A 12,660-nucleotide genomic window follows, 5' to 3' on the forward strand; every position below is an offset into this window, starting at 1 on the left:
CTGCCCGTCGAACGGTGGGGACTCGCTACGGTGTCCGGGTGGGGAACAGCAACGGAACGGGCCGGCGTCGTGGCGGGCTGATCGGCATCATCGTGGTGGCGGCGTACCTCGTGCTGCGGTTCGGCGTCCTGGCGTGGCGCGAGCACGAGGCCGGCATGTCGACGGGAACCGTCATCGGGACGCTGTTCCTCTACGCCGCTGCGATCTTCGCGATCATCGAGATCGTCCTGGCGGCGCAGAACGCGTCGACCCGACGGCGGGAGGCTGCACTCGCCCTCGCCCATCCCGGTGCGCACCTCGCTCCGGCGCTCTTCACGAAGGACCTCGCGACCGACGTCCGCCGCACCGCCGCGATGCTCGGCGCCGAGCCCGGTCCGGACGTCCCGCGTCGTGGACACGCGACGGTCGTCGCCCACCACAACGGCATCGGCATCTACGTGGGCGGCACGACGCCGCGGCTCGTCGTCGGGATCCCGCGCAACCAGGTGCGCGCGGTCTCGAGCGGTGAGACGAAGGCCGCAGGCCGGTACACCTTCGGCACCGTCGACGCCCTCCGGGTCATCGTGGACAACGGGCAGTGGACGACCATCGACCTGCCGCTCTACCGCACCGTGATCGGCTTCGCGAAGCACCTGCACGGCGAGGCGCTCGAAGCCCAGTTGCGCTCGGTCGCGGTCGCCGCCGGGGTGCGCCAGGAGACGCCGTTGCCCGGGACGACGCGGTGATCCGCCGGACGGGTGTCGCGGCACTCGGTCTCGCCGCCGTGCTCACGGTGACGGGCTGCGCGACCGCGGGCTCGGCGCACCACGCCGCGACGAACGAACGACCGGCCACGGCGAGTCCGACCGCGTCCGCGACCCCGACGGCTGTTGCGGACCCGGCCGGCCCGGCACCGGCAGCAGGGACCGTCGTCCTCGACACCGACCTGGCCACCGCGGACGGTCGCGCGTCGATCCACCTGCAGGTGGTCGCCACCGGCAACGACGCCTACGTCGTGCAGACCTCGGCGTACCGGTCGACCCTCGGGCAGCCGCTCGCGATCTTCTTCCGCCAGTTCGACGAGCGGGTCGGCGACACCATCTCCGACGGGGTCAGCTTCGGCTACGACGCCTGGGGAGCGCCGGGGGAGACGGCGCAGGTCCCCGACCGGCAGTTCGCCCTGCAGGAAGCGGGGGACGATCCGAGCTTCCTCCGGACCGTCGTGTTGGTCGACCGGCCCGAGACCGCTCCGTGGACGGTCCTCGGCGTCTCGCGGTTGGATTGGCACACGCCGGATCGGCACCCGGGCCTCACGGTGCACGACTCCGGTCAGCTGGCCGGCGCGACGGGCTCCGTCGAGAGCATCGACGGCGTGCCGAGGTGGTACCACGTCGCCGACGGCGACACCCTCCACGCGATCGGGCGCCGCTTCGGCGTGACCGTCGCCGACCTCCGGTACCTCAGCGCACGGCAGGCGCTCGGTCTGGCGTACGACCTGCGGGCCGGCGAGACACTGAACCTCGACCGGACGGAGCGCTGACCGGACGGAGCGCCGACCGGACGGATCACGCCGGACTGAGTCACCCGACCGAGGCGATCCGCTGCGGTCGGTCCACGGTCAGGCTCGGGATGCCGACCGACGATCGGCGGCACCGACGACCGCTGAGGAGTGCGCACGTCTGCCCCGGCGTCGTGGCGGAACGGCCACGTCTTCCCGCCTGCCTGACGGACGGTGGGGGTGGGGCGGCGGTGATCCGGGCTCCCGTCCGGCGTCAACGATCCGTCGGCCGCCGGTCGGACGGTGCCGTGGCGGGTGTCGCGCGTCCGCGGACGCGGCCGGCGTCCTCGAGCCCCTGGAACCAGCGCGTGCGGCGGGCCATGTCCACCGCGGACGCCGGCATGTCGGCGAGCACGAGCGTCACGCCGCGCTGCTGCAGTTCGCGGTCGAGGTCCGCGAGTCCGTCGAGCACCGTCACGGACGTGTCGTGCATGCGGGGGAGTTCGAGGACGAAGGTGCGCACGTCGGTCGCCGCGTCGACGGTCTCGAGGAGCGTCCGTTCGTACTCGAGGACGTTCGCGGTGTAGACCGCACCCTCGATGCGCGCGCCGAGCGAGGTCCCCGTGGCGACACCGGGGACGATCCGGACACGCTGGAGTTCGCGCAGCACCAGGAAGAAGGTCCCGAGGACGCCGACGAGCACCGCCGGCAGGAGGCCGGCGGTGAGCCCGACCGCTGCGGTCACCACGGCGAGCCAGAACTCCCGCCGACTGATCCGGGCGAGCCGGGCGAGCGCACGGATGTCGATGAGCCCGATGACGGCGACCATCACGAGGGCAGCGAGGGTCGCAGCGGGCATCAGCGCGAGCACCGGGCCCAGGACGAGCGCGACGAGCACGGCGAGCGCTGCGGTGACGATCCCCGCGAGCTGCGTCCGGGCACCTGCGCGCTGGTTGACGGCGCTCTGCGAGAACCCGCCGGCAGCGGGCAGCGACTGCGTGAACCCGGCCGCGAGGTTCGCCGCCGCGGTCGCGAGGAGCTCGCGGTCACTGTCGATCTGGGGCTCGTCGACCTTGCGGATGCCGCGGGAGACGGCCGCCGACTCGAGGAAGGCCATCATCGCGATGCCGATCGCGCCGGGCAGGAGCCCCGGCACCAGTGTGACGTCGGGGACGGCCGGGACCGGCAGCCCGAACGGGATCGGCTGGATGGTCTCGACGCCTCGTGCGGCGAGCCCGAACACCGCCGAGGCGATGATCCCGCCCCCGACGACGACGAGCGGCGCAGGGACCCGGGGGAGGAACCGACGCAGCACCACGAGTGCGAGTACCGACACGACCGACAGCACGATGGTGGTGAGGTGCGCCTTCGGGATCGCCTCCGCGACCGCGATGAGGGAGCGGATGAAGCCCTTGCCCGACGGGGAGTCGTCGATGCCGAGGAGCTTCGGGAGCTGCCCGACGGCCACCGTCGCACCGACGCCGATCTGCACGCCGATCGTCGTCGCGAGGTTGATGTTCTCGACGATGGTTCCCAGCCGGAGGAGCCGGGCGAGCAGCAGGACGATCCCGACCAGGAGCGCGAGGGTGGCGAGTGCGCGCTCAGGTGCGTCGGAGCTGGCGGCGACGCCGGCGGAGACGAACGTCGTCGCGGTCAGGGTCGCGATCGTCGACGTGGTCGACACGCTCATCGCCCTCGACCCGCCGAGCATCGCGTACACGAGCATCGGCGCCATGCACGTGTAGAGACCGACCTGCACCGGGAGCTCGGCGATGGTCGCGTACGCCATCGCCTGCGGGATGACGACCGCTCCTGCGGCGAGCCCGGCGAGGACGTCGCGGCCGAGCCAGGAGCGGTCGTAGTGGCGGAGTGTCGGGGCGAGCCACGTCGGTCGGTGCGGTGTCGCCGGCATCGTCGGTCCTCAGAGGTCGATCGGGAACGTCGCGAGCAGGACGGCCCTGGATCACCACCCTGCGCCGGGGCGGACGGCGAGCCATCACCTGCACCGGGTGAAAGGCGGTCAGAGCGAGCCGAGACCGTTCCCGATGACGACCGCGCCGATGACGAACAGCACCACGACCGTGACGGTCCGGCCGTTCCTCGTGATCCAGTGGTCGAAGGCCTCGAGCCAGGCTCGCGCACGCCCGCGGCGGACGGCGCCGACGACGACCGGCACGATCACGGTGCTCGCGCCGAGGGCCGTGGCGATCGTCGTCGCGACCAGTACATCGCCGCCCGTCGGTGTCGCGCCGGCGATGACGACGCCGATGGTGCCGGCCACGAGCACCGACTTGGGCCGCAGGTCGAGCGCGATCCCGAGCAGCAGCGCCAGGACGGGGCCCAGGCCGCCGAGCGCGCCGGTGAGGCGGTGCAGTCCTGCACCGAGGCGGCCGCCCCCGGCCGGACGGTGCACGGTGACGATCCCGAGCACGACGACCGCGACGCCGAGCGCGATCTCGAGCAGGCCGTGCACCCCCAGGGACACGTCGCCACCGAGCGGAACCGGCAGGAACGACGCGAGCAGTCCGACCAGGCCTGCCATCCCAGTGGTGTACCCGACGGCGAAGGACACGGCAGCCGATCGGCGCGGGTTCCGCAGCAGCAGCGTCAGGGCCGACGCGATGGGCACGGAGCTGAGCGCGAGGGCGAGCGCCAGGGGCAGCACCTGCCCGATCACGATCAGCATGCTGTCCCCTCGGTACCCGGTGCCCGTCGGGATCGCCGGCGACGATTCAGTTCTCCGGGCCGCCCTCTTCCGTCCGGCGGCGCACGATGCGCTCCCCGGTGGCCGGGTCCACGGCGACCGTGTAGATGGACTCGACCCGGTGGCGCCGGAGTCTGCTGATGATCCCGAGGAGGATCACCAGAACGCCGGCACCGAGCAGGATGTAGCCGATCAGCTGGATGTCCACACCCACCAACTGGAAGTCGAGCGCGAACGCCATGATCGCGCCCACCACGAGGAGGAAGATGCCGCCACCGATGCTCATGTCCGCTCCTGGTCCGTCGGGTCGACCAGATCCGGCCGACGGATCGATCGAAGCGGATGGCCGCACCGGCGCACATCGCCCGATGCGGGTGGTGCCGCGTGGACGCTGACGCCGGTAGACCCGTCTCAACCGCATCTCGGAAGGGAACACGATCATGGACTTCTGGTACACGTTCTGGGCGATCGTCTGGTACAGCCTGCTGGGCTTCGCGTTCGTCGCGGCGCTCATGGCGCTCTTCGCCGTCATCGCGGACCTCTTCCGCGACCACGAGCTCAGCGGCTGGTACAAGGCCATCTGGGCGTTCTTCCTGGTGTTCGTCCCGTTCCTGACGGTGTTCGTGTACCTGATCGCTCGCGGACGGGGGATGGCGGATCGGAGCGCAGCGGCGGCAGCGCAGCAGAAGCAGGCGGCGGAGGGGTACATCCGGGACGTCGCCGGCAGCTCGCCGTCCGACGAGATCGCGAAGGCCAGGGCGCTGCTCGACGCCGGGACGATCACCCAGGCGGAGTACGACGCGCTCAAGGCGAAGGTGCTCGGCACCGCGCCGACCGCCGCCCATGCGGCGGTGTGAGCCCCGTGGTGACCTTCGACTTCGGTCCGGCCGAGGTCTTCGTGATCCGATACCGCGGGCGTCTCCCCGATGCGCGCGTGCTCGGTGCGCTGGCGGACCTGATCGCCGCCGACACCGTCCGGCTGCTCGACATCCTGGTCGTCAGCCGGGACGGTGGCGGCGCGGTCGAGGTGATCGAGATCGACGACCTCCCGGCCGGCAGCCCGTTCGACGCGTTCGAGCTCGAGGCCAGGGGCATCACCGGGAACGAGGACGTCGAGCGCATCGCGGACGACCTGGCACCGGGCGCCTCGGCTGCGATCGCGGTGATCGAACAGCTCTGGGCGAAGTCCCTCGCGGAACGGTTCGCGGAGAGCGGCGCACAACTCCTCGAGACGGTGCGGATCCCCGCGCCGGAACTCAACGCGATCGCGGTCGCGGCGAACATCGAGTGAGGACGGATCATGCTGTTCAGACGATTCGGCCGGCCGGGGTTGCTCGGCATGGCAGCGAGGACCGCGGTGGTGGCCGGGACGGCAACGGCCGTGAGCGGTGCGGTCATGGGGCACCAGCAGCGTGCCGCCCAGGAGCGCGCGGACGCGGACGCGTACGAGCTGGAGCAGACGGTGCCGGCGGCGCCTCCTGTACCGGCACCGGGCACCGGTGACCTGATGGAGGAGCTGGAACGGCTCGGCGCACTGCGGCAGCAGGGGCTCCTGACGAACCAGGAGTTCGCGGCCGCGAAGCAACGGCTGCTCGCGCCGTGAACGTTCCGGTCGACGACGAACTCGCGGCGCTGCGGGCGGAGAACGAGCGCCTGCGTGCGGCGCTCGACGAAACCGTGGCCGGGCGCCACCACCAGGGGCGGCGCGGCTTCGGCTGGGTGATCCCGTCGGCCGCGCTCATCGTCGTCGGGGCGATCCTTGCACCCGTCGTCGTCGTGACCACGTGGGCCAGCCGCGAAACGTCGTCGACGGCGGCGTTCGTCGAGACGTTCTCCCCGCTCGCACGAGATCCTGCGGTGCAGAGCTTCATCACGGCGGAGACCAACGACGTCATCGACGAGCACCTCGACGTCCGCCAGCTGACGGGCACGGTCTTCGACGGCCTCCGGCAGCTGGACCTGCCGCCGCGCGCAGCGAGCGCACTGTCGGCGCTCGAAGCGCCGGCGAGCACCGGTGTGGAGAACCTCGTCCACCAGACCGTGCAGCGGTTCGTGGCGTCCGACGCGTTCACCACGCTGTGGGACGGTGCGCTCCGCACCGGACACGCACAGCTCGTGCGGTCACTCACCGGTGAGCAGCGGGCCGCCGTGGCGATCGCCGCCGACGGGTCGATCGGCATCCAGCTCGGCCCGATCGTGGCCGAGGTGAAGCAGCGACTGATCGACCAGGGGCTCGGCTTCGCATCGCGGATCCCCGCGGTCGACCGCACGGTCGTCATCGCGACGTCCGACGCGGCCGTCCGAGCGCAGACCGCATACGCCCTGGTCCAGGTGACCGCCGCGTGGTTGCCGTGGCTCGCCGTCGCCTGCATCGGCATCGGCGTCGTGATGGCGCGTCGCCGCGCTCGGGCACTCTCGCTTGCAGGGATCGGCGTGGCGATCGCGATGGCCGTCACCATGCTCGGCCTCGCGTTCGGCCGGGTCGTGACGGTCCGTGCGCTCGCCCCCGATCTCATGCCGCGGAACGCCGCTCGGGTGATCTACGACACCGTCGTCGCGTTCGTGCTGAGCGCCTCCGTCGCGATCACGGTGCTCGCACTCGCGGTCGCCGTCACCGCGTGGTTCGCCGGGTCGTCGCGGCCAGCGGTGCGACTGCGCGCCGGGTGGGGGCGCCTGACCGCCGGTGCGCGGCGTGCTGCCGAGGCGCGGGGCGTGACGACGGGCCGTGTGGGCGTGGAACTAGACCGGTTCCGGGTACCGCTCCTGGTGCTCGTCGCCGTGGTGGCTGCCGCGGTGATCGCGCTGCACCGACCACTCTCACCCGGGCTGATCGTGTGGACGCTCGTGTCGTCGCTCGTCGCGGTCGGGATCATCGACCTGCTCGCGCGGCCCGCACGGGGCGACGGCCACACCGATCCGGCGGCCGACGGCGTCTCACCCGAACGGGACGACCAGCTCGCCACGAACCGCGGATAGCGTCGCACCGCGACCCCGACGAACCCAGGAGGCATGGCATGCGACTCGGATGGTTCCGGAGGCGACGTGCGCGCGGTGCCGCACCGAGCCTCCAGTCCGCGCCCGATCCTGAGGTGGCGGACCGCACGGATGCGGCGGGTGCTCGCGGACTGCGGCTCGTCCTGGGGCTCGCGGCCGCCGTCGTGATCGCGATCGGGTGCGCGCGGTTCTCGTCGATCATCGGACCGACGGCGCTCGCGCTCGTGGTGACCATCTGCGTCCAGCCGGCGCGGGTGCTCCTGGAGCGGATCGGACTGGGCCGTGGGTTCGCATCAGCGGTCGTCATCGTCCTCGTGCTGTTGTTCGCGATCGGGTTCTCGTTCGCGCTGGTGATCTCCGTGGCGCAGTTCGCGACGCTCCTCCCGCAGTACTCGGCGCAGTTCACCGAGCTCGAGCACTCCGTCGGCGACGCACTGAGCGCTGTCGGGATCGGGCAGCAGCAGGTCAGCGCGGTGTTCGCCGAGTTCGATCCGACCAAGATCGTCGCGTTCGCCTCCGGACTGGTCGGGAGTGTCTTCGGCTTCGGGTTCTCGACGTTCCTGGTGCTGTCGTTGATCGTGTTCATGACCCTCGACGCCGGGTGGGGCCGGCTCATCGCCGCGCGGCTCCACCCGTTCCGTCCGCTGCTCGTCGACGCGCTGTTCGCGTACACCGTCAGCGTCCGGCGGTACATGGTCGTCACTGCGTTGCTCGGTGCGGCGGTGGCAGCGCTCGACACGCTCGCGCTGTGGTTGCTCGGGATCCCTGGTGCGGTCCTCTGGGGCCTGCTCGCGTTCATCACCGGGTTCATCCCGAACATCGGGTACTGGATCGGGATCATCCCGCCGGTGTTCTTGGCGCTGCTCGCGAACGGGTGGCAGAACGCCGTCGCGGTCATCGTGATCTACGCCGTCGTCAACGGGGTCATCCAGTCGGGCCTGCAGCCGCACGTCGTCGGATCGGCGGTGTCCCTCAACCAGACCATCGCGTTCCTGTCGGTCGTCGTCTGGTCAGCGGTCCTCGGGCCGCTCGGCGCGATCCTCGCGCTGCCGCTGACGCTCCTGGTGCGGGCGCTGCTCGTGGACGCGAACCCGGAGTCGCGGTGGATCCGGCCGGCGCTCGGCGACGTCGAGGGGCTGGCGCCACCGAAGCAGCAGAAGCAGGAGAAGCAGCCGAAGCAGCAGAAGCAGCAGCGGAAGGGGATGCACGCATGAACCGCCCACTCGCCGGGCTCGGCCGCGGCAACCTCCGAACCGAGCTCCTCGCCGGCGTCACGCTCGCGGCGATCGCGATCCCCCTGAACATCGGGTACGCGCAGATCGCCGGGCTGCCACCGACTGCCGGGCTCTACGCGCTCATCGTGCCGGCAGCGCTGTACGCGCTGCTGGCGTCGACACGGCAACTCGTCGCGTCCCCGGACGCTGCGGCTGCGGCGCTCGTGGGGTCGTCGCTCACGGGTCTGGTCGCGGCGGACAGCGGTGCCTACGTGCAACTCGCGCTCGCGCAGGCGCTCATCGGCGGAGTGTTGTTCGCGGTGTGCGGAGTCCTGAAGCTCGGGTTCCTGGCGAACTTCCTGTCCGCGCCGATCCTGGTCGGGTTCGTGGGCGGCCTGGCGCTCGACATCCTCGTCAGCCAGATCGCGAAGATGCTCGGGGTGCACATCGACAGCGGCGGGGAGTTCGTCGAGAAGGTCGGGCAGCTCGTCAGCGGGCTCGGCACCACGAACGGCTGGTCGGTCGTGATCGCGGTCGGCGCGATCGTCGTTCTCGTCCTCGGCCGCCGGTTGCGCGCGGTGCCGTGGGCACTCGTCGTGCTGGTCGCGTCGACGCTCGTGCTCATCGTGTTCCACCTGGACAAGGCCGGCGTCGACGTGCTCGGGAGCGTGCCGGCCGGGCCGCCGGTGTTCACCTGGCCGCAGATCAGCTGGCACCAGTGGTTGCAGGTCGTGCCGAGCGCGTTCGCGCTGACGCTCGTGACGATCGCAGAGGGGCTCCTCGTCGCCCGCCGGTACGCGGAGCGGCACGGCTACACGGAGGACCCGAACCGGGACCTGCTCGCGTTCTCGGCGGCGAACCTCGGTGCCGGGATCACCGGTGGCTTCGCGGTCGGCTCGTCCGCGTCCCGGACCGCCGCGATGGACCAGGCGGGCTCGCGGACGCAGCTGCCGGCGCTCGTCGCCGCGGTGCTGACGCTGCTGGTCGTCTGCTTCGGTACCGGGCTGCTCGAGGACATCCCCTCACCCGCGATCGGCGCCATCGTCGCGGTCGCCGTGGTCCCGCTGCTCGGCTTCCGGGACTTCGCCAGGCTCTGGCGGCTCCGCCGGTTCGAGTTCGCGGTCGCCGCGGTCTGCTTCCTCGGCGCACTGTTCCTCGGACCGGTGATCGGCGTCGTGATCGCGTTCGTCCTGTCCCTCGTCGACGTCGTCCGTCGGGCGGCCGCACCACCGGTGGACGTCATCGCGCCGTCCGGTGAGCCGATGAGTGCCTTCCGGGCCGTGCGGGACGACAGCGTGACGACGGCCCCCGGGGTCGTCGTGCTCCGGTTCGCCGGGCCGCTGTTCTTCGGGAACGCCCAGCGGTTCGGCGACGGCGTGCGGGCTGCCGTCACAGCGGCTGCCGATCACGACGTGCGGACACTCGTACTCGACTGCGAGGCGATCACCGGGGTCGACACGACGGCGGCGGACGTCGCGGCCGAGGCGCTCGACTGGTGCCGGGAGCAGGACGTCGAGGTCGCCTTCAGCCGGGTCCGCACGGCGCTCCGTGCGGAGCTCGACCACTTCGGCTTGGTCGGGGACGCGCAAGTGTTCCCGAGCAACGCGGCTGCGGTGGACGCGGTGCGGACGGACCACCCGGTCACGTGACCGGGCCGTCGCCGTCCGTCAGGTCACGTCGACCCGGTGGTCGGGTCCGGCACTCACAGGAGGCCGTGCTTGCGCCCGGCGTGCACCGCCTCGGTCCGCCCGGTCACCCCGAGCTTCGCGTAGATGCTCCGCAGGTGGGTCTTCACGGTGTTGACGCTGAGGTGGTGCTTCGCAGCGATCTCGCCGAGCGTCTGGTGTGCCGGCAACTCCTCGAGCAGGGCCCGCTCCTTCGGCGTGAGCGGCGCGGCCGGTTCGTCCGAGTCGGCTCCGAGGTCGACCCGCTCGGCGGCGCATCGGTCGAGCACGTGCGCGGCGTACGGCTCGAGCGCGCCGAAGGACCCGCGCGTCGCGAGGACGAGTCGCGCCCCGAGGCCTCGGCAGGCCAGGAACTCCCGCGCGTACCCGAACTCCTCGCTGAGGTCGAGCGCACGGCGGACCCGGTCGGCAGCCTCTGCAGCACTGCCGCCGTCGTGGGCGTGCGCGGCGAGCGCGAGGTGTGCGGCGACGAGGCTGGAGCCGGTCCACGCCAGGTGGTCACCGTCCACCGCGTCCGCGAGTGCCCGGACCGCCCCGTAGTCCGCTCGGTTCGTCGCGAGCACCCGGAGCGTCTGCGCCTCGAGCGACTGCACGCCGAGGATCGACACGATGACACGGCGTGCCTCCGCAGCGGCCGACGCCCCGTTCAGCAGGTTCGACCAGAAGTGGATGCGTGGCGCCGCGGCGGCGACCGCCCGCGGGTGGTCGTCGCCCTCGGTCCGAGCGAGTTGCAGCAGTCGCGAGAGCGACTCGCGCGGAGCGTGCTCGTTGTCGAGTGCCGCGATCAGCAGGAGCGTCTTGGCCTGGAACAGCTGTCCCAGTTCGTCCCCGGTCGGGTCCGCCGCCTCGACGAGCCTGGCCGGCGTGAACGACACCGGCTCGCACCGCTCGTAGGCGTACGCCGCGTTGACGAGCACCGCTCTGGCCGTCGCCCGGTTGTACGGGGGAGTCGCGTCGAACGGCAGCGCCGCCATCCGCCCCTCCTGCACCGTCGCCGCCCGCCAGTCCCCGCGTCGGGCGGCGAGTGTCGCGATGCCGTCGGTGGCCATCAGGTAGACCCAGGCGTACCCGGCACGGAGGGCAGCGGCCTGGACCGACCGCAGGAGCGGCTCGGCTTCGCCGTACCGGCCGGCGACGACCAGGCACCATGCGATCGCGGACCGGATGCCGAGCGCGATGTCCAACGACCCCAAAGACGAGACACGCAGGTACGCGCTCAGTGTCGCGAGCGTCCGTTCCGCCTCGGCTTTCTCGAGCACCATGAACCCGGAGATCGCGTGCACGTAGGGCGTCCAGAGCGCGATGTCCGCCTCGCTCGAAACAGCCATCAGGCGATGCACCTCAGCGAGTCGTTCGGCTGCGCCGATCCGGTCACGGAAGTCCGGCAGGTCCATCGCGAGCCGGACCACGGCGATCGGCAGCGACGAGGTGACCGGTGCCACGAAGCGGAGTGCGACGGCGACGCTCGCGCTGCGCCCTTGCATGAGCAGGACCAGCCCGGAGTGCTCCAGCTGCGTCCGCACCACGCCGCGATCACGGGAGCGGAGTGCCTGCGCCATCGCGGACTCGTGGTCACCGGCGGCCTCGTACCAGGCCGCCGCGGTCGCGTGGGCCTCGATCGCGCCGATCTCGTCACGTCGCCGGGACTCTGCGCACATGTAGCTGACGAGGAGCGGGTGGAACCGGAACCCGTCGAACGCCCGATCGCGGTCGACCAGGGTGTTCCGGATGCTGAGGCGTTCGAGGACCGCCCCGGCGTCGCGCTGCCTGGTGAGCGTGACGGCGAGGTCGAGCGGCACGTGCTCGGTCACCGCCGCGCGCATGAGCACGGACCGGTCGTGGTCGTCGAGCTCGTCGAGCACGCGGACGACGAGGTAGTCGGCGACGGAGTGCTGGTCGCCGTCGAACTGCACGATGGCGGCCGCGGGGTCCGGCTCGCTCGACAGGTACGGCATGGCGAGCGCGATCCCCGCAGCCCACCCGGCGGTCCGTTCGGTGAGCCGCTCCGCATCGGCGACGGTCAGTGGGATCCCGAACGCGGCGGCCAGCTCGTGGGTCTCGCCGGCCGTGAACCGCAGCTCCGCGGTCCGGAGCGTGGTGCGACCTCCGGCGGCCTCGACGACCGCGCCGAACTCGCTCGGCTCGTACCGGCCGACGATGAGGACCCGGGTCCCGTCCGGCACGACGCCGAGCAGTCGCACGAACGCGGTGCCGGTGGGGTCCGACTGCTGCAGGTCGTCGACGAGGACCCACCGTTCGGCCGGCAGCGTGCGGCGCTCACCCGCGGCCGCGGACCTGTGCCGGACGGTCAGCTCGTCGATGAGCGTCTCGAGCTCGTCGCGGCACGGTTCCACCACGTGGTGCGGGACGTCGCGCGCGGCGAGGATCGACTCCCACTGGGTGAGGAGGGCGGTCTTTCCTGCACCCGCCGGTGCCCAGACGGTCATGAGGCGGCCGCCCGACGCGCGGAAGTCCTCGATGTGGTCGATGAGACGACGTCGGTCGAGCGTCGATGATGGTCGTCGATCCAGGAGTCCCCGGACCGGGTTCGTTTGCGTGGTGAATGACATGGACCCGCCTTTTCCC

The 12,660-nt window shown here is 71.8% G+C and carries 12 protein-coding genes; 8 read left to right on the top strand and 4 right to left on the bottom strand.

All coding sequences use genetic code 11. The features are described from left to right. Positions 1-38: 38 nt before the first annotated feature. Complete coding sequence (locus AAEP80_RS12155) at positions 39-725, top strand: hypothetical protein (RefSeq protein ID WP_420364602.1); 687 nt, start codon at positions 39-41, stop codon at positions 723-725. Further along, positions 722-1,519 carry a LysM peptidoglycan-binding domain-containing protein gene (locus tag AAEP80_RS12160; protein WP_420364603.1) on the top strand — a complete coding sequence of 266 codons (798 nt, stop codon included), beginning with the start codon at positions 722-724 and terminating at the stop codon, positions 1,517-1,519. Before AAEP80_RS12155 ends, AAEP80_RS12160 begins: the two co-directional genes overlap by 4 nt. 232 nt (positions 1,520-1,751) lie before the next feature. Here AAEP80_RS12160 and AAEP80_RS12165 read toward each other — a convergent pair whose 3' ends face one another. The 3 genes from AAEP80_RS12165 to AAEP80_RS12175 form a co-directional block, all read right to left on the bottom strand. Beyond that, positions 1,752-3,389, bottom strand: a complete 1,638-nt coding sequence (locus AAEP80_RS12165; protein WP_420364604.1) for a SulP family inorganic anion transporter — start codon at positions 3,387-3,389, stop codon at positions 1,752-1,754. Between the two features lie 108 nt (positions 3,390-3,497). Continuing rightward, positions 3,498-4,163, bottom strand: coding sequence for a GAP family protein (locus AAEP80_RS12170; RefSeq protein WP_420364605.1), 666 nt, complete (start codon positions 4,161-4,163; stop codon positions 3,498-3,500). Between the two features lie 46 nt (positions 4,164-4,209). Continuing rightward, positions 4,210-4,467, bottom strand: coding sequence for a DUF6458 family protein (locus tag AAEP80_RS12175; protein ID WP_420364606.1), 258 nt, complete (start codon positions 4,465-4,467; stop codon positions 4,210-4,212). A gap of 154 nt (positions 4,468-4,621) precedes the next feature. Here AAEP80_RS12175 and AAEP80_RS12180 point away from each other — a divergent pair, with 154 nt between their 5' ends. The 6 genes from AAEP80_RS12180 to AAEP80_RS12205 all read left to right on the top strand — a co-directional run bounded on the left by AAEP80_RS12180 (position 4,622) and on the right by AAEP80_RS12205 (position 10,038). Beyond that, positions 4,622-5,038: an SHOCT domain-containing protein gene (locus AAEP80_RS12180; RefSeq protein ID WP_420364607.1), complete on the top strand. Its 417-nt coding sequence runs from the start codon at positions 4,622-4,624 to the stop codon at positions 5,036-5,038. 8 nt (positions 5,039-5,046) lie between these two features. Further along, on the top strand, positions 5,047-5,472 hold the full coding sequence (locus AAEP80_RS12185; RefSeq protein WP_420364608.1) for a DUF6325 family protein: 426 nt from the start codon (positions 5,047-5,049) through the stop codon (positions 5,470-5,472). 9 nt (positions 5,473-5,481) lie between these two features. Then, positions 5,482-5,784 carry an SHOCT domain-containing protein gene (locus AAEP80_RS12190; RefSeq protein WP_420364609.1) on the top strand — a complete coding sequence of 101 codons (303 nt, stop codon included), beginning with the start codon at positions 5,482-5,484 and terminating at the stop codon, positions 5,782-5,784. Then, entirely contained in the window at positions 5,781-7,157 is a 1,377-nt protein-coding gene (locus AAEP80_RS12195) for a hypothetical protein (RefSeq protein WP_420364610.1), read from the top strand. The genes AAEP80_RS12190 and AAEP80_RS12195 overlap by 4 nt, the downstream gene beginning before the upstream one ends. A 113-nt stretch (positions 7,158-7,270) precedes the next feature. After that, positions 7,271-8,389 (top strand): AI-2E family transporter, encoded by a 1,119-nt coding sequence (locus AAEP80_RS12200; RefSeq protein ID WP_420364611.1) that lies wholly within the window; start codon positions 7,271-7,273, stop codon positions 8,387-8,389. Continuing rightward, positions 8,386-10,038, top strand: coding sequence for a SulP family inorganic anion transporter (locus AAEP80_RS12205; RefSeq protein ID WP_420364612.1), 1,653 nt, complete (start codon positions 8,386-8,388; stop codon positions 10,036-10,038). Before AAEP80_RS12200 ends, AAEP80_RS12205 begins: the two co-directional genes overlap by 4 nt. A gap of 53 nt (positions 10,039-10,091) precedes the next feature. Here the strand turns inward: AAEP80_RS12205 and AAEP80_RS12210 are convergent, their stop codons facing one another. Next, complete coding sequence (locus tag AAEP80_RS12210; protein WP_420364613.1) at positions 10,092-12,644, bottom strand: LuxR C-terminal-related transcriptional regulator; 2,553 nt, start codon at positions 12,642-12,644, stop codon at positions 10,092-10,094. Positions 12,645-12,660: the final 16 nt, after the last annotated feature.

Origin of the sequence: Curtobacterium sp. L3-7, from assembly GCF_048756585.1 — a bacterium.
Classification (GTDB): Bacteria; Actinomycetota; Actinomycetes; order Actinomycetales; family Microbacteriaceae; genus Curtobacterium.